Source organism: Pseudomonas sp. MM227 (assembly GCF_947090715.1).
Classification (GTDB): Bacteria; Pseudomonadota; Gammaproteobacteria; order Pseudomonadales; family Pseudomonadaceae; genus Aquipseudomonas; species Aquipseudomonas baltica.
Window position 1 is genome coordinate 1,333,093 of record NZ_OX352319.1, and the last position, 24,962, is coordinate 1,358,054.

Genomic DNA, 24,962 nt, shown 5'->3' on the forward strand with positions numbered 1-24,962 from the left:
GTGCACGGCATCCGCTATCAAGTTTTGCAGGCCATGTCCGATACCTTGGAAGTACCCTGTTCGAACCCGTGGAGCCTGTCGTGCGCCAGCGTTATATTGCCCTGCTCAGTGTGTTTGCCAGCCTTCCGGCCCTGGCGATGAATTTCCAGACCCGTCTGGAGAACGTCGAGTGGAAGGTCGCGGGTGACCAGTTCGAATGCCGCCTGGGCCAGCCGGTGACCAATTTCGGTTCGGCCGAATTCGTCCGCCGTGCCGGCGAGCAGGCCGTGTTTCGCCTGACTTCCGCCAGCCGCCTGCTGGGCACGGGTTCTGCCACGCTGATTGCGGCTGCGGCACCGTGGCAACCCGGTCGCGGCGACATCAATCTGGGCAGCGTACGCCTGGGCCATGGCGAAGCCCTGCTCACCAGCTCGCAAAGCCAGGCCAGCGGCTTGATCAATGGCCTGCTTGAGGGTCGCATGACCCTGGTACGCAGCCAGTCCGGAGGCGGCCAGCCGGTGGAGATCCGCCTGCTCTCGGCGCGTTTCGGCCAGGCTTTCGGCGAGTACCAGGCCTGTGCAGCAAAGTTGCTGCCGATGAACTACGACCAGATCCGCCTGAGCGAAGTAGGCTTTCCCCGCAACCTCGAGCTCGATGGGGCGGCCAAGGCGCGCCTGGACAAGCTGCTGGCTTTCATGAAGGCCGATCCGAGCGTCAATCACGTGCAGCTCGACGGGCACTCGGACAACAGCGGCAACCGCCTGGTCAATCGCGATCTGTCCAGGCGTCGGGCCATGGCCGTGCAGGAATACCTGCTGGCCCATGGCTTGAGCGACAGCCAGATCACCTTGCGCTTCCATGGCGAAAGCTACCCGCTGGTGACCAACAACACAGCTGCCAATCGGGCGCGCAACCGCCGTGTGAGCATTGAGTTGAGCCGAGCCGAAGCGGCCCCGAACGTCACCCCAGCTACCGATTCGCCCGCCGTTCTGGCCACGGAAAAACCCCCTGCCAAGCCTTTGTGATTGTCGCTTGTTCAACCAAAGCTGTCGCGCCCCTGTAAATTCGCGGCCTTGGGCGGTAGAATCGACGGCTTTCCGTAGAACCCGTGGAGTGATGGCATGGCGGACGTAAACAAGGTCGTTCTGGCGTATTCCGGCGGCCTGGACACTTCGGTGATCCTCAAGTGGCTGCAGGATACTTATAACTGTGAAGTGGTGACCTTCACTGCCGACCTGGGTCAGGGCGAAGAGGTCGAACCGGCCCGCGCCAAGGCACAGGCCATGGGCGTGAAAGAAATCTACATCGACGATCTGCGCGAAGAATTCGTGCGTGACTTCGTGTTCCCGATGTTTCGCGCCAACACCGTTTACGAAGGCGAGTACCTGTTGGGTACGTCCATCGCTCGTCCGCTGATCGCCAAGCGCCTGATCGAAATCGCCAATGAAACCGGTGCTGATGCCATTTCCCACGGCGCCACCGGCAAGGGCAACGACCAGGTGCGCTTCGAACTGGGCGCCTATGCACTCAAGCCCGGCGTCAAGGTCATCGCACCATGGCGTGAATGGGATCTGCTCTCCCGTGAAAAGCTGATGGACTACGCCGAAAAGCACAACATTCCGATCGAGCGCCACGGCAAGAAGAAATCGCCGTACTCGATGGACGCCAACCTGCTGCACATTTCCTACGAGGGCGGTGTGCTGGAAGACACCTGGACCGAGCACGAAGAAGATATGTGGCGTTGGACCGTCTCGCCGGAGAACGCCCCGGACACCCCACAGTACCTGGAGCTGACCTTTCGCAATGGTGACATCGTCGCGCTGGATGGCGTCGACATGACCCCCGCGACCGTGCTGGCGACGCTGAACCGCATCGGCGGCGAGCACGGCATCGGCCGCCTGGATATCGTCGAGAACCGCTACGTGGGGATGAAGTCCCGTGGTTGCTATGAAACTCCGGGCGGCACCATCATGCTGCGCGCCCACCGTGCGATCGAATCCATCACCCTGGATCGCGAAGTGGCCCACCTCAAGGACGAGCTGATGCCCAAGTACGCCAGCTTGATCTACACCGGCTACTGGTGGAGTCCTGAACGTCTGATGCTGCAACAGATGATCGACGCCTCGCAGGTCAACGTGAACGGTGTGGTTCGACTCAAGCTGTACAAGGGCAATGTGATCGTTACCGGTCGCAAGTCCGATGACTCGCTGTTCGACGCCAACATTGCGACCTTCGAGGAAGACGGTGGCGCCTATAACCAGGCCGATGCCGCAGGCTTCATCAAGCTCAACGCGCTGCGCATGCGCATTGCCGCAAACAAGGGCCGCACGCTGTTCTGATACAGCGCAGGCGTGTCTGCAACCCCGGTTTCGACCGGGGTTTTTTTTATCGATCAGCTCAGCAGTACCGTCCACTTCAAACGACCGGGCTGCAGCGCCGCCACTTGGCAATGCAGCCCGGTCAGGCGCGTGACCAGTGCACTGGGCAAGGGTGGCGGTGCAGCCTGGCCCACCAGCACGATCAATAACGGTCGGACGTGCTTGCGCGTTTCCAGAATATCAGCCAGCCGTTCCAGATGGGCTGCCACGCGGGTGCGCGTGGGCAACGTGCTGGTGTCGATGATATGCAGATCATTGTGCGCCAGGCGTACCCGGTTATCGGCTCGGTATTTATAAGCGTCCACTTCGTTGTCGAGACTTTCAAGAAAGTACGCTGAACTCTCGAAGTCCGAGGGCGAGTAAAGTGCACGTCGATTGAAGTTGAGCGTTGCAAAGAAAAGAATGGCCAGGAAAGTTGGAAAGCCTACCAGAAACCATATATAGATGGTCTGGCTGGTGTCGTCCAGAAACGGCAGGCTCGCCAAGGCCGATGCCTCGACCATGGCCGTGAACAGCGCGATGACGCCCAGCGGATTGGGACGGGTGATCTTCTTGTTAGCCACGTGTGCCTCGCAGGGCCGTGTCCGGCCGGTAGTTGCTGGGCCAACGATAGTAGTAGGGTCGCCGGGCCGCGCAGGATGCATAGTTATCTGCCTGCCGCTGTCGTGGTGCCCACGGGCATGCGCCGCTGCACGCGGTCGCCAAGGCTCTGGCCCGGTGTTTTCCAGCTGAAGTTGTGTAGATCGATTGCCGGTATTTATCCTGCAACAGCTTGGCCGGTTCGAGGCGCACGGCTCAATTGAAGCGGCTGGTCAATTATGCAATGCTCCTGCTCCTTGGTTTTATAAGCAGAGCTCGATGCCGCCAAACACTGTACAGAAATTTTCACCGGCTTAATATGTAGGAATATTCGTCGGGTGTTGTAGGAAGTGTCTTAGTTATTGCCTGCCCAGATTCTCTATCGTCCAAGGCGGCAGTTGTCTGGGGTAATGTGCGGGCTCTAGAATTCGAACAGCGAAAATTGGATCTTCCCATGAATAAAGTGCTGATCGTGGACGACCATCCGGTCATCCGCCTCGCCGTGCGGTTGCTGATGGAGCGCCACGGCTACGAGGTAGTGGCCGAGACCGACAACGGCGTCGACGCGTTGCAACTGGCCCGTGACCACGCCCCGGACATCGTCATTCTCGATATCGGTATTCCCAAGCTCGACGGGCTGGAAGTCATCGGTCGGCTCACGGTCAGCGAGCCTCAGCTCAAGGTGCTGGTGCTGACTTCGCAGGCACCGGGGCATTTCTCCATGCGTTGCATGCAGGCAGGTGCGGCGGGCTACGTGTGCAAACAGCAGGACCTCACCGAACTGCTCAGTGCGATCAAGGCCGTGTTGTCCGGCTACAGCTATTTCCCCAATCAGGCGTTGCACTCGGTGCGAGCGAGCCTGGGCAATGCCTCGGAAGCCGATATGGTGGATCGCCTGTCCGGGCGAGAAATGATGGTGTTGCAGCAATTGGCCAAGGGCAAGTCGAACAAGCAGATCGCCGACGGCATGTTCCTCAGCAACAAGACCGTGAGTACCTACAAGACGCGCCTGCTGCAGAAACTCAATGCTCGCTCGCTCGTCGACCTGATCGAACTGGCCCAGCGCAACGGCCTGGCCTGACAGCAGCAGGCCACCGTGCGCAATGTCGTGCGCTAGATATCGAAGTCGTAGTCGGCCAACTGGCGCTGCAACCGGCGTTCTTCGAGCAGGTTGTCGATCGTGCGCCGTTTGCTCAGGTTGCTCTTGGCAGGTTCGATGACGGGTTCGACGTCGTCATCATCGACGATGGTTCCGTCTTCGGTTTCCAGCGATTCTTTTTCGGTACTCATCAAGTCAGCTCCAGGCATGTGCAGCCGTTGGCGGACCTTATAGCGACATTCGAAGAAGACGTAAAAAAGATTTTCTCAATCGCGAAGCAAGGTTCTACAGATCGCCTCAATCGTCGCTGGTCTTGTGCTTGTATTCACACAGGTCTTCGATACGACAACTGCCACAGCGGGGCTTTCGCGCCTGACAAACGTAGCGTCCGTGCAGGATCAGCCAGTGGTGCGAGTCGAGCAGGTACGCGCGGGGCACGAACTTCATCAGTTTCTGCTCGACCTCGACCACGTTTTTCCCCGGCGCGATCCCGGTGCGGTTGCTGACACGAAATATGTGAGTGTCGACGGCCATGGTCAGTTGCCGAAACGCCGTATTAAGCACCACGTTGGCGGTCTTGCGTCCAACGCCAGGCAGCGCTTCGAGAGCTTCGCGGGTCTGCGGCACCTGGCCGTCGTGCCGTTCCACGAGCAGGCGGCAGGTTTCGATGACATTGCGCGCCTTGCTGTTGTACAGGCCAATGGTCTTGATGTAGCTCGACAGCCCTTCGACGCCCAGCGCATGCATCGCCTGGGGAGTCGGTGCGACGGGGAATAATTTCGCGGTGGCCTTGTTCACGCCCACGTCAGTGGATTGCGCAGAGAGAATGACGGCGATCAGCAGCTCGAAGGCAGACCCATAGGCCAGTTCCGTCTTGGGCTCTGGATTGTCTTCGTGCAGCCGACGGAAGATTTCCTGGCGTTTCGTCGCGTTCATCGGGTGAATAGATCCTTGGCAGGCTGGGCTAGAGTGTTTGCAGTGTGGCGAGCTGACGTTCGGCGGCCTCATGCTCGCGGCCCAAAGTGTCGAGCACGAGGAATTGCTCGAATGTTGGCGGGGTCACGAAAGCCTTCCGGGTTTTCACCAGCTGTGCGCGGGTCATGGCCACGGCAATCTTCGCCTGTTTCAGGGCGCTATCGCCACCGCTGGCCTTGGCCGCCTTCGCTGCCTTGATCCGTTCGAGTGCCGACAGGGCTGGGCCCTGCGCTAGCGCAACGGTCGCTGAACGCAGGGGCCTTGGCGCTCGCTCGGCCTGTCGGGCAGTCTCGACCCGTTGCAAGCGCTCGTTGCGGGCTTGGTAGCGTTGTCGGGCCTGATCGCGCTTTCGCAGCCGAGCGCGTTGCTGTTCGGGACCGCACGAAGGGTCGCTCGCCAGCGACGTGAAAGCCGATGTCGGCGCCGGGCGCATCTCGATGCAGTCGACGGGGCAGGGCGCCACGCACAGGTCGCAACCCGTGCATTCGTCTGCCAGTACGCTGTGCATCAACTTGGCCGCGCCGAGAATGGCGTCCACCGGGCAGGCTTGAATGCATTTGGTACAGCCGATGCATTCCGCCTCGCGTATGTAGGCGACCTGGGCGGGTGCCGTGCCGCGTTCCGGGTCCGGTGCCAGTACCGGCAACTGCAGCAACTGCGCCAGGGCGACGATGGTCGCATCACCCCCCGGCGGGCAACGGTTGATCGGTTCACCGGTGGCAATACCGGCCGCGTAGGGCTTGCAGCCGGCATGGCCACATTTGCCGCATTGAGTCTGCGGCAGCAATGCGTCGATGCGTTGGATCAGGGTCATGGGCCGGCCGGAGTGCGGATGAGGGCAGATGGCAAGGGTGACGTTGGCAGCGGCCTGGCCCGTCGTCATGCGCTGAAGATGACGGGCAGGGGGCGCAAGCCGCGGACCTATTTGATGCGCTGGCCGGGCTTGGCGCCGCTGTCGGGGCTGAGCAGGTAGATTTCCTCGCCGCCAGGGCCCGCTGCCATGACCATGCCTTCGGAGATGCCGAAGCGCATCTTGCGAGGCTTGAGGTTGGCAATCATCATGGTCAATCGACCTTCCAGCGCGGCCGGGTCAGGATAGGCGCTCTTGATCCCGGAGAAGACGTTGCGCTGCTCATCGCCGATGTCCAAGGTCAAACGCAGCAGCTTGTCCGCGCCTTCCACCGCTTCGGCCTTGAGGATCAGCGCGACGCGCAAGTCGACCGCGGCAAAGGCGTCGAAGTCGATCTCGGCGGCCAGCGGTTCCTTGGTCAGCTCGCCGTTGCCGGTGGCGGGCGCAGGTGCGACAGGATCCTGGGCAGCGGCGAGGTCTTGCTTGGAGGCATCGGTCATCGCCTGCACCTTGACCGGGTCGATACGGGTCATCAAGGCCTGGAACGGGTTGAGTCGATGGTCGGCGAGCCAAGTGGCATGGTCGTCCCAGCTCAGGGGTTCGACATTGAGGAAGCGTTCGGCTTCGCGGGCCAGCTCGGGCAATACCGGCTTGAGGAAGATGATCAGTTGACGGAACAGGTTGATGCCCACCGCACAGACGGCCTGTACCTCGTCGCCGCGGCCTTCCTGCTTGGCCAGCGACCACGGCGCTTTCTCGGCGATCCAGGCGTTGGCGCGGTCGGCCAGTGCCATGATTTCGCGCATGGCACGGGCGAAGTCGCGGACTTCATAGGCTTCGGCGATGCTTGGCGTCGCATCGAGGAACGCCTGGGTAAGCTCCGGCGCGGCATTGGCGGTGACCAGCACGCCGTCGTTGCCCTTGTGGACGAAACCGGCGCAGCGGCTGGCGATGTTGACCACCTTGCCCACCAGGTCGGAGTTGACCTTCTGCACGAAGTCATCGAGGTTGACGTCCAAGTCGTCCACGCCACGGCCCAGCTTCGATGCGAAGTAGTAGCGCAGGTATTCGGGTGCCAGGTGATCCAGGTAGGTACGGGCCTTGATGAAGGTGCCGCGCGACTTGGACATCTTCTCGCCATTGACCGTGAGGAAGCCGTGCACGTTCAGCGCGGTCGGCTTGCGGTAGCCGGCGCCTTCGAGCATGGCTGGCCAGAACAGCGCATGGAAGTTGATGATGTCCTTGCCGATGAAGTGGTACAGCTCTGCCGTCGAATCCTTGCCCCAGTACGCATCGAAGTCGAGTTCGGGGCGGCGGGCGCAGAGGTTCTTGAAGCTGGCCATGTAGCCGATCGGCGCATCCAGCCACACGTAGAAATACTTGCCTGGCTCGCCGGGAATCTCGAAGCCGAAATACGGCGCGTCGCGGGAAATGTCCCACTCCTGCAGGCCGGCATCGAGCCACTCGGCGATCTTGTTGGCCACTGCGTCCTGCAAGGTGCCGCTGCGAGTCCAGCCTCCGAGCATCTGCTGGAAGTCAGGCAACTTGAAGAAGAAGTGCTGGGAATCCTTGAGTACGGGCGTGGCGCCCGAGATCGCCGATTTCGGATCCTTGAGCTCGGTGGGTGCGTAGGTGGCGCCGCACTTTTCGCAGTTGTCGCCGTACTGATCGGCTGCCGCGCACTTGGGACAGGTGCCCTTGATGAAGCGGTCGGCCAGGAACATCTGCTTCTGCGGGTCGAAGTACTGGGTGACCGAACGCTGGGCAATATGACCGGCTTCGCGCAGTTTCAGGTAGATCTCGCTCGACAGCTCGCGGTTTTCTTCACAGTGGGTGGAGTGGAAATTGTCGAAGTCCACCAGGAAGTCGGCGAAGTCGGCGCTGTGCTCGGCCTTGACGTTGGCGATCAGCTGTTCCGGCGTGATGCCTTCCTTTTCCGCGCGCAGCATGATGGCCGAGCCATGGGCATCATCTGCACAGACATAGACGCACTGATTGCCGCGATGCTTCTGGAAGCGCACCCACATATCGGTCTGGATGTACTCCAGCATATGGCCAAGGTGGATGGAACCGTTGGCATAGGGCAGGGCGCTGGTGACGAGAATCTTGCGTGGCTCGGACATGGGGCTCGGCTACTGGAAGTGAAACGAAGACCGAACACTATAAAGGGGCCAAGGGATTTTTTCACCTGTTGTCAGGGCTTGCGAGCAGCGTTCGGTGATCCGTCCGCGTCAGTGCGATCATGCCACTGCGACAAAATGCCTCAAGTCGCTGCGAGGACGGCCGACAACCTGAGATTAGGAGACTTCCCTCATGATTTCGCCCCTGATCCCGATCAGCGTCGTGCCGGTGACCTCGCAACTGGACCCGGTCAAGTCCACGCCCAGCATCGCGCCGGTCGCGCCAGCCCAGCCCGGCTCGAACGAAACCGCCATCGACCTGCGCCATCACGATGCCGACCAGACCGCCCTGCTCCTGCGCGAGGAGCAGCGACGACGCCAGCGTGAGGGCCGGCAGCCAGACCCCGACGAGCACACGCCGGTGCCGGGTGACTCGCTCAACGCCGACAATACGGTTCCGGTGGCGCCTTTGGTCGAGGACCCGCCGCGCCAGGGGCTGTGGGTCGATATCCAGGTCTAGTCAGAGCCGTTCGCGCGCTGCATCATGGACCATCCTTTTCGCCATCCGACCCGACACTGCCATGAGCCAAGACGACAACCTGATCGATTTTGCCAGCGAACGCGGCAAGCGCATCCATGACATCAAGGACAAGCGCCTCAACGAAATGCGCCAGGCATTCGAACAGGCGCTGCCACTGGCCCAGGCCAAGGCCGGGAAGAAAGCCAAGAAGCCGAAGAAGCGCTGAAGGCCCTTCAGCCGATGCTGATGGGTGGCGGGCTGACCAGGGTCACGGTCTGCTGCTTGCGTGGCGCAAGAATTTCCGCCTCGCCGTCGACCACCAGTTCATCGCGCTGATTGAACACGCGAGTGGCAATGCGGACGCGGAACTTGGGCAGTTTCTCGAGGATTTCCAGGCGCACGGTCAGGGTGTCGCCCAGTTTCACCGGCTTCTGGAAGCTCATCTGCTGGCCCAGGTAGATGGTGCCGGGCCCTGGCAGCTCGCATGCCACTGCGGCGCTGATCAGCGCACCACTGAACATGCCATGGGCGATGCGTTCCTTGAACATGCTGCTGGCGGCGAATTCTGCGTCGAGGTGCACCGGGTTGTGGTCGCCCGACATGGCGGCGAACAGCTGGATGTCGCGTTCCTGCACGGTCTTGCTGAAGCTGGCGGTCTGGCCGACCTCGAGCGCTTCGTACGGGGTATTGGTGACTTGGGTCATGAGCGGTGGGTCCTTGGCTTGGCGACGGTCGTGGCCGCGTCAAATAGATTCACGATGTTAACAGCGGGGTCGTGCGCATTTGCGTGGGTTGCGGCAGCTGCTAACGTCGGCAGCATACCGCAGGCGCAATGGCCGGGCGGGCTTCGAATCAGAGGACAATAATAATGCATCCTGATTTCTGGAACGACAAGCGCCCACCGGGCGTGCCCCACACGCTCCCCGTCGATGAATTCACGTCCATTGTCGATGTGTTCGACCGCTCCTGCAGCACCTTTGCCGATCGTCCGGCCTTCAGCAACATGGGCGTTACCCTGACCTACGCCGAGCTCGATCGGCTCTGCAGCGCTTTTGCCAGCTGGCTGCAGCAGCACACCGATCTGGTCCCCGGCGACCGCATCGCCGTGCAGTTGCCCAATGTCCTGCAGTACCCGATCGCGGTGTTCGGCGCGCTGCGCGCGGGCCTGGTCGTGGTCAATACCAACCCTCTATATACCGTGCGGGAAATGCGCCATCAGTTTCGCGATTCCGGCGCGCGGGCGCTGGTCTACCTCAATCTGTTCGGCGACAAGGTCGAACAGGTGCTGCCGGACACCATGCTGCACTACCTGATCGAAGCCCGCCTGGGCGATCTGATGCCCACTGCCAAGGGTTGGCTGGTCAACACGCTGGTGAGCAAGGTGAAGAAGCGCGTGCCTGCCTACCATCTACCCCAGGCGGCGTCGTTCAAGACGGTTCTGGCGCGAGGCGCAGAGCTTGCGCCACGTCCGGTAGCGCCGACCCTCGAAGACCTCGCGGTGCTGCAGTACACCGGCGGCACCACTGGCCTGGCCAAGGGCGCCATGCTCACCCATGGCAATCTGGTCGCCAACATGCAGCAGGTACGGGCGTGTTTCCATCAGCTCGACGAACAGGGGCAGACGATCCTGCAGCAAGGCCACGAGGTGATGATCGCGCCGCTGCCGCTGTACCACGTGTATGCGTTCACCGCGAACTGCCTGTGCATGATGGTCACCGGCAACCATAACGTGCTGATCACCAACCCCCGCGATATCGGTGCCTTCATCAAGGAGCTGAAAAAATGGCGGTTCACCGCGCTGCTGGGCCTGAACACGCTGTTCGTGGCATTGATGGAGCACCCGCAGTTCCGTTCGCTGGACTTCTCCCGCCTCAAGGTGACCAACTCCGGCGGCACGGCTTTGGTCAAGGCCACTGCCGAACGCTGGGAAAGCCTTACCGGTTGCCGCATCGTCGAAGGCTATGGCCTGACCGAGACATCGCCGGTGGCCTGCACCAACCCGTATGGCCAGAGTGCGCGCATCGGCAGCGTGGGTATCCCTGTGGTTGGCACGGCGTTGAAGGTGATCGACGAGCAGGGCTGCGAGTTGCCGTTGGGCGAGCGGGGCGAGCTGTGCATCCAGGGGCCCCAGGTGATGCGCGGCTACTGGCAGCAGCCCGAGGCGACCGCCGAGGCGCTGGACGCGCAAGGCTGGTTCAAGACCGGCGACATCGCCGTCATAGACCCCGATGGCTACGTGCGCATCGTCGATCGCAAGAAAGACCTGATCATCGTGTCCGGTTTCAACGTCTATCCCAACGAGATCGAGGACGTAGTCATGGCCCATCCGCAAGTGGCCAACTGCGCGGCCATTGGCGTGGCGGACGCGCGTTCCGGCGAGGCGGTCAAGCTGTTCGTCGTGGCTCGGGATCCGCAACTGACCACGACCGAGCTGATGGCCTACTGCAAGGCCAACTTCACCGGCTACAAGCTGCCACGGGAAATTGTCCTGCGCGATGCCTTACCGATGACGCCCGTGGGCAAGATCCTGCGGCGTGAGCTGCGCGACGAGTGACGCGCAATGCAGGCGCCAGGCCCTGGTGTCACAGCCCGCGAACGCTGACGCCTGCTGGCCTGCGTCGTGTGAAATCAGGTGTGACCGGAATTGACGATCCGGTCACAATGGTTACCGGCGAGCCACCTTCGGCCTCTAGTCGCCTTATGGCAAAGCTGCTACTCTCGGCGCGCTTTTCGGCATTCGGACCTGTAGCGGTCGTGCTGACATATCAATAATAATCGCATCGAATGCGGTGAAGATTCGCTGGCGCTGGAGGAGTGGGCTTCCATGATCGAAAATTTCTGGAAGGATAAGTATCCGGCTGGAATCGCGGCGGATATCGATCCAGACATGTACCCCAATATCCAGGCGGTGCTCAAGCAGTCCTGCCAGCGCTTCGCCGACAAGCCGGCGTTCACCAATCTGGGCAAGACCCTCAGCTACGGCGAGCTCTATGAGCTGTCCGGTGCCTTTGCCGCGTACCTGCAGCAGCACACCGACCTGGTGCCGGGTGACCGCATTGCGGTGCAGTTGCCAAACGTCCTGCAGTATCCGGTGGCGGTCTTCGGTGCCATTCGCGCAGGCCTGGTGGTGGTCAATACCAACCCGCTGTACACCGCGCGGGAAATGGAACACCAGTTCAAGGACTCCGGCGCCAAGGCCCTGGTCTGTCTGGCCAACATGGCGCACCTGGCAGAAAAGGTCGTGCCCAAAACGGCCGTGCGCCACGTCATCGTCACCGAAGTCGCCGACCTGCTGCCACCGCTCAAGCGACTGCTGGTCAACAGCGTGATCAGGTACGTGAAGAAAATGGTCCCGGCCTATCACCTGCCGCGTGCGGTGAAGTTCAACGACGTGTTGAGCAAGGGTCGCGGCCAGGCCGTCACCGAGGCCAATCCGGCCAGCTCGGAAGTAGCCGTGCTGCAATATACCGGCGGTACCACCGGGGTGGCCAAGGGGGCGATGCTCACCCACCGCAACCTGGTCGCCAACATGCTGCAGTGCAAGGCCTTGATGGGCGCCAACCTCGATGAAGGCTGCGAAGTGCTGATCACGCCGCTGCCGCTCTACCACATCTATGCCTTCACCTTTCATTGCATGGCAATGATGCTGATCGGCAACCACAACGTGCTGATCAGCAATCCGCGCGACCTGCAGGCGATGGTCAAGGAGCTTTCCAAGTGGAAGTTCAGCGGCTTCGTCGGGCTCAACACGCTGTTCGTGGCCCTGTGCAACAACGATGCGTTCCGCAAGCTCGACTTCTCTGCGTTGAAAGTCACCCTGTCGGGGGGCATGGCCCTGCAGCTGGCGGCCGCCGAACGCTGGAAAGAGGTGACGGGCTGTGCCATCTGCGAGGGCTATGGCATGACCGAAACCAGCCCGGTCGCCTCGGTGAACCCCAACCAGCGCATCCAGATCGGCACCATCGGCATTCCAGTACCGTCCACCCTGGCCAAGATCATCAACGATGCGGGCGAAGAGCTGCCGTTGGGCGAAATCGGCGAGTTGTGCATCAAGGGTCCACAGGTCATGAAGGGCTACTGGCAGCGCCAGGACGCCACCGCCGAGATCCTCGATGCCCAGGGCTGGCTGAAGACCGGCGACATCGCACTGATACAGCCCGACGGCTACATGCGTATCGTCGATCGCAAGAAGGACATGATCCTGGTCTCCGGTTTCAACGTGTACCCCAACGAGCTTGAGGATGTCCTTGCGACCCTGCCGGGCGTGCTGCAGTGTGCCGCCATCGGCATACCGGACGAAAAGTCCGGCGAGTCGATCAAGATCTTCGTTGTGGCCAAGCCGGGTGTCACCCTGACCAAGGAGAAGGTCATGGAGCACATGCGTGCCAACGTCACCGGCTACAAGGTGCCGCGCACGGTGGAATTCCGCGACGTGCTGCCGACCACCAACGTGGGCAAGATCCTGCGGCGTGAACTGCGCGACGAAGAACTGAAGAAACTGGGTATCAAGAAATCGGCCTGATCTCTGTCCAGCTCCGGGGGCTGCCGACACAACCCCCGCAAATCTGCGACAATCGCGGGGTGTAACCTTCGACGTACCCCACCAAGACCTCTGCGTACCTGATGACCGACCAAACCGTTTCGATTGACCAGCTGCTGAAAAACCTCGACCAGGCCATGATCGGCGACCGTCACCGTCTGCGCCGGCAGTTGCACGAACTGCGCAAGCGTCCCGACGAGGCGAAGCTTGGCCAGTGGGTCGAGAAAGTCCAGGCCTCGTTCGCCCGCGTCGAGGCGCGGCGGCGCAGCGTGCCAAGCGTGCGCTACGACGACAGCCTGCCGATTGCCGCCAAGCGCGACGAGATCAAGAAAATCCTCGCCGAGCACCAGGTGCTGATCATTGCCGGCGAAACGGGCTCGGGCAAGACCACTCAGTTACCCAAGATCTGCCTGGAAATGGGTCGCGGCCAGCACGGCCTGATCGCCCACACTCAGCCGCGTCGCATTGCCGCGCGCAGCGTGGCCAGCCGGGTCGCCGAAGAACTGGCCACGCCGTTGGGTGGGTTGGTCGGCTATCAAGTGCGCTTCGAGGACCAGAGCGATGCCAATACCCTGGTCAAGCTGATGACCGATGGCATCCTCCTGGCCGAGACCCAGCACGACCGCTTCCTCGAACGCTACGACACCATCATCGTCGACGAAGCGCACGAGCGCAGTCTCAACATCGATTTTCTGCTGGGGTACCTTAAGACCCTGCTGCCACGGCGTCCCGACCTCAAGGTCATCATCACTTCGGCCACCATCGACCTGCAGCGTTTCTCCGAGCACTTCGACGACGCGCCGATCATCGAAGTGTCCGGGCGGACCTTTCCGGTGGACACCTGGTATCGACCGCTCACCGCCGAGCAGGACGAGGAAGGCAATCAGATCGAGAACGACCTGACCGTCGACCAGGCGATTCTGGCGACGCTCGACGAAATCGCCGCTTTCGAGCGCAGCGAGCGCAAGACGCCGGGCGACGTGCTGGTGTTCCTGCCCGGCGAACGCGAGATTCGCGATGCCGCCGACATGCTGCGCAAGGCGCAGCTGCGGCACACGGAAATTTTGCCGCTGTACGCGCGCCTGTCGCCGGCCGAGCAGCAGCGCATCTTTCAGTCCCATCCCGGGCGCCGTGTGGTTCTGGCCACCAACGTGGCGGAAACGTCGCTGACCGTGCCAGGCATTCGCTACGTGATCGACAGCGGCACCGCACGCATCAGTCGCTACAGCTACCGTGCCAAGGTCCAGCGCCTGCCGATCGAGGCGGTGTCCCAGGCCAGCGCCAACCAGCGCAAGGGTCGCTGTGGCCGGGTCGAGCCGGGCATCTGCATCCGCCTGTACAGCGAAGAGGATTTTCTCTCGCGCCCCGAATTCACCGATCCGGAAATCCTGCGCACGAACCTTGCGGCAGTGATTCTGCAGATGCTGCACCTGCGCCTGGGCGAAATCGACCAGTTTCCGTTCATCGAGCCGCCCGATGGCAAGGCTATCAGCGATGGCTTCAATCTTTTGCAGGAGTTGTCCGCGGTCAACCGCGAGAACCAGCTCACGCCAATGGGCCGCCAGTTGGCCCGGTTGCCGATCGACCCGCGGCTGGGCCGCATGCTGCTCGAGGGCGCGCGCCAGGGCAGCCTGCAGGAAGTCTTGATCATTGCCAGCGTGCTCTCGGTGCAGGACCCGCGCGAGCGTCCGCCCGAGCGCCAGCAGGCTGCCGACCAGGCGCATGCGCAATGGAAGGATGCCGATTCGGACTTCGCCGCGCTGGTCAATCTGTGGCGTGGTTTCGAAACCCAGCGCCAGGAGCTGGGCGCAAGCGCGTTGCGCAACTGGTGCCGCAAACAGTTCCTCAATTACCTGCGCCTGCGCGAATGGCGCGATGCGCATCGGCAACTGAGCCTGATCTGCCGTGACCTGCAGCTGGAAGTGAACAAGGACGCTGCGGACTATCCCAGGTTCCACAAGGCGGTGCTGTCCGGCCTGCTCAGTCAGATCGGCCAGAAGACCGAAGACGGCGACTACCTGGGCGCACGCCAGCGTCGCTTCTGGGTCCACCCGTCCTCGGGCATGGGGCGCAAGAAGCCTCAGTGGCTGATGGCCGCCGAGCTGGTCGAAACGACCAAGCTGTATGCGCGCATGGTCGCCAAGATCGAACCTGACTGGATCGAACCGCTGGCCGGGCATCTGATCAAGAAGAACCATTTCGAACCGCACTGGGAGAAGAAGCGCGGCCAAGTCGTGGCGTTCGAGCAGATCACGCTCTACGGCATGATCGTGGTTGGCCGGCGCCCGGTGCATTTCGGCCCCATTGACCCGGTGACGTCACGCGAGCTGTTTATCCGCGAAGGCTTGGTACGTGGCGAGATCCAGTCGCGAGCCAAGTGCCTGACGGCCAATCGCCTGCTACTCGAGCAACTCGACGAGCTGGAAGCCAAGGCCCGCCGCCGCGACATTCTCGCCGACGAAGAAACCCTCTACGGCTTCTATGAGGCACGCCTTCCTGCCGAGATTCACCAGACCGCGACCTTCGACAGCTGGTACAAGGTCAACAGTCAGAAACAACCCGATCTGCTGATCATGCGCGAAGAGGACGTACTGGCCCGCGAGGCGAGCGAAGTCACTGCCGCGCAGTACCCGGACACCCTGCGGCTGGGCGACCTGAGCCTGCAGTTGAGCTACCACTTCGAGCCCAATCACCCGCGCGATGGTGTCACTTTGTGCGTGCCCGCGCCGCTGTTGCCCGCGTTGCCGGGTGAGCGTCTGGAGTGGCTGGTGCCGGGGTTGCTGGAAGCCAAATGCATTTCGCTGGTGCGCAACCTGCCCAAGGCCTTGCGCAAGAACTTCGTGCCGGTGCCGGACTTCGTTCGCGCAGCGCTCGCACGCCTGACGTTCGGCGCAGGCTCGCTGCCGCAGGCGCTGGGGGGCGAATTGCTGCGCATGACCGGCGCGCGAGTCAGCGACGAGGCGTGGGCCGAGGCGGCCCAGCAGGTCGACAGCCATCTGCGCATGAACATCGAAGTGCTCGACGGCCAGGGCAAGTTTCTGGGTGAAGGGCGTGACCTGGCCGAGCTGACCGCGCGCTTCGCCGAGGCCAGCAGCGCGGCGTTGGCCGTGCCGAGCACGGCCAAGAGCCAGCAACCGGTGCAGGCCAAGGCGTTCGCCAAGGTCGAGCAGACTACCCAGCAGAACATCGCCGGACTGTCGATGACGGTGTATCCCGCATTGGTCGAAGAGGGTGGTACGGTCAAGGAAGGGCGCTTCTCGACAGCGGCCGAAGCCGAATACCAGCATCGCCGCGCTCTGCAGCGCCTGTTGCTGCAGCAGTTGGCCGAGCCTGCCAAGTTCCTGCGCGGCAAGTTGCCGGGCCAGACCGAGCTGGGCCTGTTGTACCGCGAACTGGGCCGTGTCGAAGCCTTGGTCGAGGATATTCTGCTGGCCAGCCTCGACAGCTGCGTGCTCGAGGGCGAGGCCAGCCTGCCGCGCGATGGCGTGGCACTGGCAACGCTGGCCGAGCGCAAGCGCGGTGCCTGGGCGGAGCATGCCGAGCGTCTGGCGCGCCTGACCCTGGATATTCTCAAGCTCTGGCACGGCCTGCAGAAGCGCTTCAAGGGCAAGATCGATCTGACCCATGCCGTGGCGTTGAACGATATCAAGCAGCAACTGGGCAATCTGGTCTATCCCGGTTTTGTGCGCGACACCCCCGCGGCGTGGCTCAAGGAAATGCCGCGCCTGCTCAAGGCTGTCGAGCTACGCTTGGAGAAACTGCCCAGCCAGGTGCAGAAAGACCGGGTCTGGAGCGGTGAGCTGTCCAATCTCTGGAGCCAGTATCAGGCACGCCTGAACAAGCATGGCCAGGAAGGCAAGCGTGATCCACAGCTGGCGGCCTACCGCTGGCTGCTGGAGGAGTATCGAGTGTCGCTGTTCGCGCAGCAGTTGGGCACCAAGGTGCCGGTATCGGACAAGCGCTTGAGCAAGCAGTGGAGCGCAGTGGACGCCTGAATCTGCCCGGGTCGATTGACCTGGGCCTGCGTGGCGTCCATGTGAATGAGTTGCCCCTAACAATAGAGGAACGAGCGTGCATAACGTCGTCATCAGCGGCACCGGCCTGTATACGCCGGCCCAGAGCATCTCCAACGAAGAGCTGGTCGAGTCTTTCAACCACTACGTCGAAGCGTTCAATGCAGACAACGCCGCCGCCATCGAGCGTGGCGATGCACAGGCGCTGGCGCCGTCCAGCGCGGCTTTCATCGAGAAGGCCAGTGGCATCAAGAGCCGCTTCGTCATGGACAAGGCCGGGATTCTCGATCCGCAGCGGATGAGACCGCACCTGCCTGAACGCGGTAACGACGAGCAGTCGATTCTGTGCCAGATGGCGGTTGCAGCCGCCGAGCAGGCCTTGCAACGGGCTGGCCGCACGGCCGCCGATGTCGACGCGGTGATCGTCGCCTGTTCCAACCTGCAGCGTCCCTATCCGGCAGTGGCCATCGAAGTGCAGCAGGCGCTGGGCATCCAGGGTTTCGGTTTCGACATGAACGTGGCCTGTTCCTCGGCCACGTTCGGTATCCAGCAGGCAAGCAACAGCGTGCAGTTGGGGCAGGCGCGCGCGGTGCTGGTGGTGAGCCCGGAGATCTGCACCGGGCACTTGAATTTCCGCGACCGCGACAGCCACTTCATCTTCGGCGATGCAGCAACGGCCGTATTGGTGGAACGGGCAGACCTGGCCACTTCGACTAACCAGTTCGACATCGTCAGCACCCGTCTGCAGACGCAGTTCTCCAACAATATCCGCAACAACTTCGGTTTCCTCAATCGGGCCGAAGCGTTGGGGGCAGGAGGCGACGACAAGCTGTTCGTGCAGGAAGGCCGCAAGGTGTTCAAGGAAGTCTGCCCGATGGTTGCCGAACTGATCAGCGCCCATTTGGCGCAGAACGACATTGCCGTGCAAAGCGTCAGGCGCTTTTGGCTGCATCAGGCCAACCTGAGCATGAATCACTTGATCGTGAAGAAGCTGCTTGGCCGCGACGCCAGCGTCGACGAGGCGCCGGTGATTCTCGACCGGTATGCCAATACCAGTTCGGCGGGATCGGTGATTGCCTTGCACACCCATCAGGATGATCTGGCGCCAGGCTCGCTCGGGGTGTTGAGCTCCTTCGGCGCAGGCTACTCCATCGGCAGCGTGATTCTGCGCAAGCGCTGATCGACTGCCGCAACACCAATGAAAAAGGCGCAACCTGCGATGAACTCGCACGTTGCGCCTTTTTCAGTAGGGCGATGTGGAGTTAGAACTTGGCTTCCAGGTCCAGTTGCAGGGTGTTCACGTCGGCATCGGTGCGGGTCCGGCTGGCAACGTCGGATTCGGCCAGGAAGTAGGTGGCACCCACGGCGAAGTTCTTGTCGATTTCGTAGCCCAGCTTGACCTTGTGGCCGCGCGAGCCGGTGAAGCCGTTGGCGAAGTCGGAGTCGGTGAAAGCCCCCACCACGGCGTTGCGCTGCACGTCGCGGTAGTTGTAGTCCAGGCCGAAGCCGGCAAACTTGGTCTTGAAGCCGGCCAGCCAGGCAGTGTCCTGCTTGCCGACCAGAGCGGTGGCTTCGGCATCACCGTTGACCACGTACTGACCATAGACCGACAGCGGCAACGGCAGGCCGGTGATGTCCAGTTGACCAAAGCCTTCGTACAGGGTGAATTCGGTGGAGGCGTTGCCGTTGACGGCCAGCACGGCGGCGGCGTTGGTGGCGTTGTCGTTGTCGTAGGAATAGACGCTGCCGCCCAGGGTCATCTTGACGTTGTCGCCCAGCGCAAAGCGCGCGCCGGCCTGGCCGGTGTACATGCGCAGGTCGTGCTCGAACTGGCGACCTTCGCCGTCGATGTTGTCGGTCAGTACGTAGTAGCCCGTGCTGCCGAACAGCTCAGCGCCGCCCAGAGGCAGCTTGTAGGTGGCGGCTACGCCCTCGGGGTTGATGTCGCCGTCCCAGATCACGTCGCCCATGCTGACCCAAGGCTGGGCCATCTTGCCGCCGATCAGGTGCAGGTCCTTGATGGCGGTAGGGTGCCAGTCGAGGTAGGCCTGGTCGAGCCAGATGGATTTCTTGCTGAAGGCGCCGTCCAGGCTCTGGTTGGTGGAGCGGGCGTCGGCGCTGCTGCCGGTGGCGACGCGGATGCCGGCATCGACCTGTGGGTTGATTTCACTGTAGACGCCGATGCGGGCGCGGATGCGCTGGCGGTCCTGGTTGCGGTCGCCGCTGGAACCATCACGCTCGCCATCGACGTTGATGCTTTCGTGGCGCAGGCGTACGTCGCCCTTGATCTGTGTCTTTGCGGCCCAGGCGACTTTCTGGTCGAACGCGCTCATCTTCTTCGATTGTTCGGCGGCGGCCACTTGCTGGGCCTGTTTCTCACCGTCGAGCTCGGTCTTCAATTCGGCGTATTGCGCAGCGTTGATCGAGCCATTGGCGCGCAGCATGTCGAGCAGCTTAGCATCGACTGCGGCACTGGCCTGGGTGCTGATGGCCATGAGGACGGTGGCGCTCAGGCTGACCTTGGTGAGTGTTGAAACACGACGCATGACATTCTCCCTATCGCAAAAAAGGCCGGCAAGCGCCGAGCCTGAAAGTACTTCCGGACGCGCCTGGCAGACGGCGTGGCTGACCCCGGAAAACTGGCGCAAGTATTGCGAGGGGTGATGACAAAATAATGTCAGAACAATGGCTTAGCGATGACACTGAAATGACTGAATAGCTTGAGCCAGAGCCTTTGCCGAATGATGGCACCGTATTCGCGGGTGACCGCGACGAGAGCCTGCGCGATACTGGGCGGCACGTCCCGTCAATTGGAGCCCTACCGATGCCGCTGCATGTAGCTGCCAGCTTGTCCGCCATCGACGCCGCGCAGTGGGACGCGCTGCTGCCTGAACCGCAGCCGTTCCTGCGGCATGCTTTTCTCAGCGCGCTGGAGGACAGCGGCAGCCTGGGCGAGCGCTCGGGCTGGGCGCCCGAGCACCTGGTGCAGATCGAAGAAGGGCGGCTGGTGGCGGCGTTGCCCAGCTACCGCAAGTGGCATTCCTACGGGGAGTACGTGTTCGACCACGGTTGGGCCGACGCCTGCGAGCGCGCCGGTATCGACTATTACCCCAAGCTGCTTGGCGCGGTGCCCTTCAGTCCGGTCAGTGGCCCGCGACTGCTTGCGCGTCTCCCTGGGGACGGGGTCGAGCTACTGCGCTGTGTGCCAGGCTATCTGGAGATGGAAGGGCTCAGTGGTGCCCACGTCAATTTCACCGACCCCGCCCTCGATGAACTGTTGAGGGCCGAGCAGGGTTGGATGGAGCGGTTGGGCTGCCAGTATCACTGGCACAACAGAGGCTATCGGGACTTCGATGATTTTCTCGACGCACTGAGCTCGCGCAAGCGCAAGCAGATGCGCAAGGAGCGGGAGCAGGTGCGAGCCCAGGGCATCGAGTTCGAATGGCGCGAAGGCAGCCAGGTGAGCGAAGCCGAATGGGATTTCGTTTATGCATGCTATGCCAATACGTACCAGGTGCGCGGGCGCTCGCCTTACCTGACCCGTGATTTCTTCAGCCTGTTGGCCGAACGCATGCCCGAGGCAATTCGCCTGGTGCTGGCGACTCACGAGCGGCGTCCGGTGGCCATGGCTTTCAGCCTGGTGGGTGGGGGCAGTTTCTACGGCCGTTATTGGGGCTGCCTGGCCGAGTATGACCGGCTGCACTTCGAAACCTGTTTCTATCAAGGCATGGACTATGCAATCGCCCATGGCATCGAGCGGTTCGATGCCGGGGCGCAGGGCGAGCACAAGTTGATTCGCGGGTTCGAGCCGGTGATCACCCGCTCATGGCACTACCTGCGCCACCCAGGGCTACGCGATGCGGTGGAAAATTTTCTGCAGGCCGAGCGGGCTGGGGTGCTGGACTACGCCGATCGGGCGCGGGAGGCGCTGCCGTATCGGCAGGCCTGAACATTCCATGGGTATGCCTGATGCATCGCGGCGCGCTTTACGCGGCCGATGACCGCTCCTACAAGGGGGGGGTGTGACATGCGGTCATGCGATCAACTGTGGGAGCGGTCAGTGGCCGCGAAGGGTGCACTGAGGTGTGTCTGGCAGACCGCAGCGTTGCCTTCGCGGGCAGAGCCCGCTCCCACAGGGGGGTGGGTGTGACATGCGGTCATGCGATCAACTGTGGGAGCGGTCAGTGGCCGCGAAGGGTGCACTGAGGTGTGTCTGGTAGACCGCAGTGTTGCCTTCGCGGGCAGAGCCCGCTCCCACAGGGGTGATCAGTCCATGCCTACGAAGCCACCGGTCTGGTGATGCCACAGCCTTGCGTACAGACCGCGCTGCGCCAGTAGCTCGGTATGGCTGCCGATTTCGACCACCTTGCCTTTCTGCAGCACCACCAGGCGATCCATCTTGGCGATGGTGGACAGGCGGTGAGCAATTGCAATCACGGTCTTGCCTTTCATCAAGGTTTCCAGGCTTTCCTGAATCGCCGCTTCGACTTCGGAATCGAGCGCCGAAGTCGCTTCGTCCATGATCAGGATCGGCGCGTTCTTCAGCAGGACACGGGCGATCGAGATGCGCTGGCGCTGGCCGCCGGAGAGCTTCACGCCGCGTTCACCCACATGGGCGTCGAAACCACGGCGGCCTTCGCTGTCGGACAGCAGCGGCAGGAAGTCATCGGCGCGGGCTTTGCGTACCGCTTCCCAGACCTGTTCCTCGGTAGCATTGGGCTTGCCATAACGCAGGTTATCGAGGATCGAGCGGTGCAGCAGCGAGGTGTCCTGGGTGATCAGGCCGATCTGCTCACGCAAGCTCTCCTGGGTCACCTCGGCAATGTCCTGGCCATCGATCAGGATGCGGCCGCTGGGCAGGTCGTACAGGCGCAGCAGCAAGTTGACCAGAGTCGACTTACCCGCCCCTGAGGGGCCGATCAGGCCGATCTTCTCGCCCGGTCGGATATCCAGGGTCAGACCCTCGATGATGCTGTCGCCCTTGGGGTAATGGAAGTGCACGTCTTCGAAGCGCACGTTGCCGCGGTCGACCTTGAGCCGTGGAGCGCCCTTCTTGTCGGTCACGCTGACGGGCTGGGCGATGGTCTGCAGGCCGTCCTGCACCATGCCGATGTTTTCGAAGATGCCGTTGACCACCCACATGATCCAACCGGACATGTTGACGATACGGATGACCAGGCCGGTGGCCAGGGCAATCGCGCCCACCGAGATGAGCGACTGCGTCCACAGCCACAGCGCCAACCCCGTGGTGGCGACGATCAACAGGCCGTTTATGGTGGTGATGGCGAAGTCCATGGCGGTGATCACGCGGCTTGCCAGTTGGGTTTTCTCGGTCTGCTCGCTGATCGCATCACGCGCGTACTGCTGCTCCATGCTGGTATGGGCGAACAGCTTGAGCGTGGCAATGTTGGAGTAACCGTCGACGATGCGGCCCATCAGTTTCGAGCGCGCGTCCGAAGACACTACCGAGCGTTCCTTGACCCTTGGAACGAAGTAATAAAGCGCGATCACATAGGCGACGATCCACAGGATCAGCGGGATCATCAGCCGCCAGTCGGCCTCGGCGAACAGCACCAGGGCGCTGATCGCGTAGATCAGTACGTGCCACAGGGCGTCGACTGCGGCGACCGCCGAATCGCGCAACGAGTTACCGGTCTGCATGATGCGTTGGGCAATGCGCCCGGCGAAGTCGCTGTGGAAGAAATTCATGCTCTGCTTGAGCACATAGTTGTGGTTCTGCCAGCGAATCAGGCTGGTCATGCCGGGACTGATCGCCTGGTGCACCAGAAGATCATGCAGGCCGATGAAAATAGGCCTGAACACCAGCGCCACCACCACCATCCAGGTCAGCTCCAGCGCGTTGTCGCTGAAGAAGTGCACGTTGGGCGTGCCTTGGGCCATGTCGATGATGCGACTGAGGTAGCGGAACAGTGCGACTTCGATCAATGCACCGATCAAGCCCACCACCAACAGGGTGGCGAAGCTGGGCCACACCTGCTTGAGGTAGTAGATGTAGAAGGCCAGGACTTTGTTGGGGGGCGTTTCCGTAGGCGCTTCGCGGAAGATATCGATCCATTGTTCGAAGCGGCGATAAATGCTCAAGCGTGCTCTCCTGTGCGGGTTGACGGTCCTGGCCGGGGCCGACGTGGCGTGCGGATCAGTCCACGCGTTTCGCCGACTTGATCATCACCGGATCACTGGGCACGTTCTGCATGCCGCGTGAGGTCGTGGTCGGTACGTTGGCGATCTGGTCGACCACCTCCATGCCCTTGACCACTTTGCCGAAGACTGCATAGCCAAAATCACGGCCACCATGGTCGAGGAAGTCGTTGTCCTTCTGGTTGATGAAGAACTGGCTGGTGGCCGAGTCCTTTACTTGAGTGCGAGCCATCGCGAGGGTTCCCCGGACGTTGTGCAAACCGTTGTCGGCTTCGTTCTTGATCGGACCCTGGGTTGCCTTCTCACGCATGTCTGCGGTGAAGCCGCCAGCCTGGACCATGAAGCCCGGAATCACGCGGTGGAACACGGTGTTGTTGTAGTGGCCCTTGTCGACGTAGGCAAGGAAGTTGGCGGTGCTGACCGGTGCCTTGGCTGCGTCCAGCTCGACTTCGATCGGGCCCATGCTGGTGTCGAGCAACACGTGAGGGTGCTGGGCGTCGGCGGCCATCAGGTGGCCCGCCAGGGACAGGGAACAGGCGGCCAGAAGGATTTTTTTCAGCATGGGTATGAAGTCCTTGAAAAGGGGAGGCAAATGCTTTGAGCCAAAAGCGGCGCAAGCGTTCGGGGCAATGTGTGGCAAGCGTGCCGCCAAAGGACGGCCACGGCGAGCCGCAGGGGCAAAATCAATGTTACCGAATGTTCGCAGAACGAGGGGGTCAGGCGCCCTGATCCAGCACCACCTGCTCCAGCGCCAGGATCGGCACGTCCAGCGGGGCGGTATCGAAAGTGCGCAGCAGTTCGACGAGAATCTGCGTGGCTGGACCCAGCGGCTTGTCCTTGTTCGAATACAGATAGAACGTGGGGTGCCGACTGCCGCCCTGTTCCAGGGGCAAGGCGGCGAGGGTGCCTTCGCGCAGCTCGCGTTCGATCATGTGTCGGGGCAACCAGGCAAAGCCCAGGCCACTGCCGACGAAGCTGGCGGCGGTGGCCAGGCTGCCGACGGTCCAGCGCTGCTCTGCGCCCAGCCAGCCGACGTCGCGCGGTTGCTGGCGGCCCGAGTCACGGATCACCACCTGCATGTGGCCGTGCAGGTCCTGCACGCTCAGCGCCCGGCCCATGGCCAGCAGGGCATGTTCGGGGTGCGCGACGGCAATGAATTCGATGGCGCTCATTTCGGCGCCCAGGTAGCCCGGAATGCTGTAGCTGCTGATCGCCAGGTCGGCGACGCCTTCCTGCAGCACTTCCTCGACCCCCGACAGCACTTCCTCGCGCAGCCGCACTCGGCAGCCGCGGCTCTGCGGCATGAACGCGGTCAGGGCACGAATCAGCCGTGCGTTGGGGTAGGCCGCGTCGACCACCAGGCGGACTTCGGCTTCCCAGCCCTGTTCCATGTGGTGCGCAAGGTCTTCCAGCTGGCTGGCCTGCTTGACCAGTTGCCGGGAACGGCGCAGCAGCACGCCACCGGCGTCGGTGAGCACTGCCTTGCGCCCGTCGATGCGCAGCAGCGGTACCCCGAGCTGGTCCTGCATGCGGGCCACGGTGTAGCTGATCGAAGACTGCGAGCGGTGCAGGGCTTCGGCCGCCTGGGCGAAGCCGCCATGGTCGACCACGGCCTGCAGGGTTCGCCATTGATCAAGGGTGACGCGCGGCGCTTTCATCTTCGACTCCTGTGTCTTGTGCGCACCGCCCGCCCGAGGGTGCAGCGATCCGTCTCGATGCGCCACAGGGTAGAGGAATGATCGGACAAGAC

Annotated in this window: 19 protein-coding genes and 1 pseudogene; 10 read left to right on the forward strand and 10 right to left on the reverse strand. The window is 62.3% G+C overall.

What is annotated here, in order from left to right:
* Positions 1-80: 80 nt before the first annotated feature.
* Positions 81-1,004: an OmpA family protein gene (locus ONG87_RS06125; RefSeq protein ID WP_122479244.1), complete on the forward strand. Its 924-nt coding sequence runs from the start codon at positions 81-83 to the stop codon at positions 1,002-1,004.
* Between the two features lie 96 nt (positions 1,005-1,100).
* Entirely contained in the window at positions 1,101-2,318 is a 1,218-nt protein-coding gene (locus ONG87_RS06130) for an argininosuccinate synthase (protein WP_122479243.1), read from the forward strand.
* Between the two features lie 53 nt (positions 2,319-2,371).
* Here the strand turns inward: ONG87_RS06130 and ONG87_RS06135 are convergent, their stop codons facing one another.
* The gene (locus ONG87_RS06135; protein WP_122479242.1) at positions 2,372-2,920 is read right to left on the reverse strand and encodes a hypothetical protein; all 549 of its coding nucleotides are present in this window, start codon (positions 2,918-2,920) and stop codon (positions 2,372-2,374) included.
* Positions 2,921-3,390: 470 nt separating this feature from the next.
* On the opposite strand from ONG87_RS06135, the gene ONG87_RS06140 reads away from it, so the two are divergent.
* Positions 3,391-4,017 (forward strand): response regulator transcription factor, encoded by a 627-nt coding sequence (locus ONG87_RS06140; RefSeq protein WP_122479241.1) that lies wholly within the window; start codon positions 3,391-3,393, stop codon positions 4,015-4,017.
* Between the two features lie 32 nt (positions 4,018-4,049).
* Here the strand turns inward: ONG87_RS06140 and ONG87_RS06145 are convergent, their stop codons facing one another.
* From ONG87_RS06145 to metG, 4 genes and pseudogenes are all read right to left on the reverse strand, one after another.
* Positions 4,050-4,226, reverse strand: a complete 177-nt coding sequence (locus tag ONG87_RS06145; RefSeq protein ID WP_163007606.1) for a PA3496 family putative envelope integrity protein — start codon at positions 4,224-4,226, stop codon at positions 4,050-4,052.
* A 106-nt stretch (positions 4,227-4,332) separates the two neighbouring features.
* On the reverse strand, positions 4,333-4,971 hold the full coding sequence (gene nth / locus ONG87_RS06150) for an endonuclease III (RefSeq protein WP_122479240.1): 639 nt from the start codon (positions 4,969-4,971) through the stop codon (positions 4,333-4,335).
* 34 nt (positions 4,972-5,005) lie between these two features.
* Positions 5,006-5,824: pseudogene (locus ONG87_RS06155) on the reverse strand (RnfABCDGE type electron transport complex subunit B); the annotation flags it as partial.
* A gap of 107 nt (positions 5,825-5,931) precedes the next feature.
* Positions 5,932-7,983, reverse strand: coding sequence for a methionine--tRNA ligase (gene metG, locus ONG87_RS06160; protein ID WP_264382443.1), 2,052 nt, complete (start codon positions 7,981-7,983; stop codon positions 5,932-5,934).
* A gap of 190 nt (positions 7,984-8,173) precedes the next feature.
* Between metG and ONG87_RS06165 the strand changes: the two genes are divergently transcribed.
* Both ONG87_RS06165 and ONG87_RS06170 read left to right on the forward strand, forming a co-directional pair.
* On the forward strand, positions 8,174-8,500 hold the full coding sequence (locus ONG87_RS06165; RefSeq protein WP_264382444.1) for an aspartate-semialdehyde dehydrogenase: 327 nt from the start codon (positions 8,174-8,176) through the stop codon (positions 8,498-8,500).
* Between the two features lie 61 nt (positions 8,501-8,561).
* The gene (locus ONG87_RS06170) at positions 8,562-8,726 is read left to right on the forward strand and encodes a hypothetical protein (protein WP_185793899.1); all 165 of its coding nucleotides are present in this window, start codon (positions 8,562-8,564) and stop codon (positions 8,724-8,726) included.
* A gap of 7 nt (positions 8,727-8,733) precedes the next feature.
* Here the strand turns inward: ONG87_RS06170 and ONG87_RS06175 are convergent, their stop codons facing one another.
* Complete coding sequence (locus ONG87_RS06175) at positions 8,734-9,204, reverse strand: MaoC family dehydratase (RefSeq protein ID WP_043187336.1); 471 nt, start codon at positions 9,202-9,204, stop codon at positions 8,734-8,736.
* 164 nt (positions 9,205-9,368) lie between these two features.
* Here ONG87_RS06175 and fadD2 point away from each other — a divergent pair, with 164 nt between their 5' ends.
* The 4 genes from fadD2 (at position 9,369) to ONG87_RS06195 (ending at position 18,233) form a co-directional block, all read left to right on the forward strand.
* Complete coding sequence (gene fadD2, locus ONG87_RS06180; protein ID WP_122479236.1) at positions 9,369-11,054, forward strand: long-chain-fatty-acid--CoA ligase FadD2; 1,686 nt, start codon at positions 9,369-9,371, stop codon at positions 11,052-11,054.
* A 270-nt stretch (positions 11,055-11,324) separates the two neighbouring features.
* Positions 11,325-13,022, forward strand: coding sequence for a long-chain-fatty-acid--CoA ligase FadD1 (gene fadD1 / locus ONG87_RS06185; RefSeq protein WP_122479235.1), 1,698 nt, complete (start codon positions 11,325-11,327; stop codon positions 13,020-13,022).
* 101 nt (positions 13,023-13,123) lie between these two features.
* A complete protein-coding gene (hrpA, locus tag ONG87_RS06190) occupies positions 13,124-17,035 on the forward strand; it encodes an ATP-dependent RNA helicase HrpA (RefSeq protein WP_264382445.1) in 3,912 nt (1,303 codons plus the stop codon).
* A 76-nt stretch (positions 17,036-17,111) separates the two neighbouring features.
* Positions 17,112-18,233, forward strand: a complete 1,122-nt coding sequence (locus ONG87_RS06195; protein WP_122479233.1) for a beta-ketoacyl-ACP synthase III — start codon at positions 17,112-17,114, stop codon at positions 18,231-18,233.
* Between the two features lie 82 nt (positions 18,234-18,315).
* Here ONG87_RS06195 and ONG87_RS06200 read toward each other — a convergent pair whose 3' ends face one another.
* On the reverse strand, positions 18,316-19,599 hold the full coding sequence (locus ONG87_RS06200) for a putative porin (protein ID WP_122479232.1): 1,284 nt from the start codon (positions 19,597-19,599) through the stop codon (positions 18,316-18,318).
* Positions 19,600-19,877: 278 nt separating this feature from the next.
* On the opposite strand from ONG87_RS06200, the gene ONG87_RS06205 reads away from it, so the two are divergent.
* Entirely contained in the window at positions 19,878-21,002 is a 1,125-nt protein-coding gene (locus ONG87_RS06205) for a GNAT family N-acetyltransferase (RefSeq protein ID WP_264382446.1), read from the forward strand.
* 317 nt (positions 21,003-21,319) lie between these two features.
* On the opposite strand, the gene ONG87_RS06210 is transcribed toward ONG87_RS06205, so the two are convergent.
* The 3 genes from ONG87_RS06210 to ONG87_RS06220 all read right to left on the reverse strand — a co-directional run bounded on the left by ONG87_RS06210 (position 21,320) and on the right by ONG87_RS06220 (position 24,870).
* Positions 21,320-23,149: an ABC transporter ATP-binding protein gene (locus ONG87_RS06210; protein WP_122479715.1), complete on the reverse strand. Its 1,830-nt coding sequence runs from the start codon at positions 23,147-23,149 to the stop codon at positions 21,320-21,322.
* Between the two features lie 61 nt (positions 23,150-23,210).
* Positions 23,211-23,774: a peptidylprolyl isomerase gene (locus tag ONG87_RS06215; RefSeq protein ID WP_264382447.1), complete on the reverse strand. Its 564-nt coding sequence runs from the start codon at positions 23,772-23,774 to the stop codon at positions 23,211-23,213.
* A 154-nt stretch (positions 23,775-23,928) separates the two neighbouring features.
* Positions 23,929-24,870 carry a LysR family transcriptional regulator gene (locus ONG87_RS06220; RefSeq protein WP_122479229.1) on the reverse strand — a complete coding sequence of 314 codons (942 nt, stop codon included), beginning with the start codon at positions 24,868-24,870 and terminating at the stop codon, positions 23,929-23,931.
* Between the last annotated feature and the right edge of the window lie 92 nt (positions 24,871-24,962).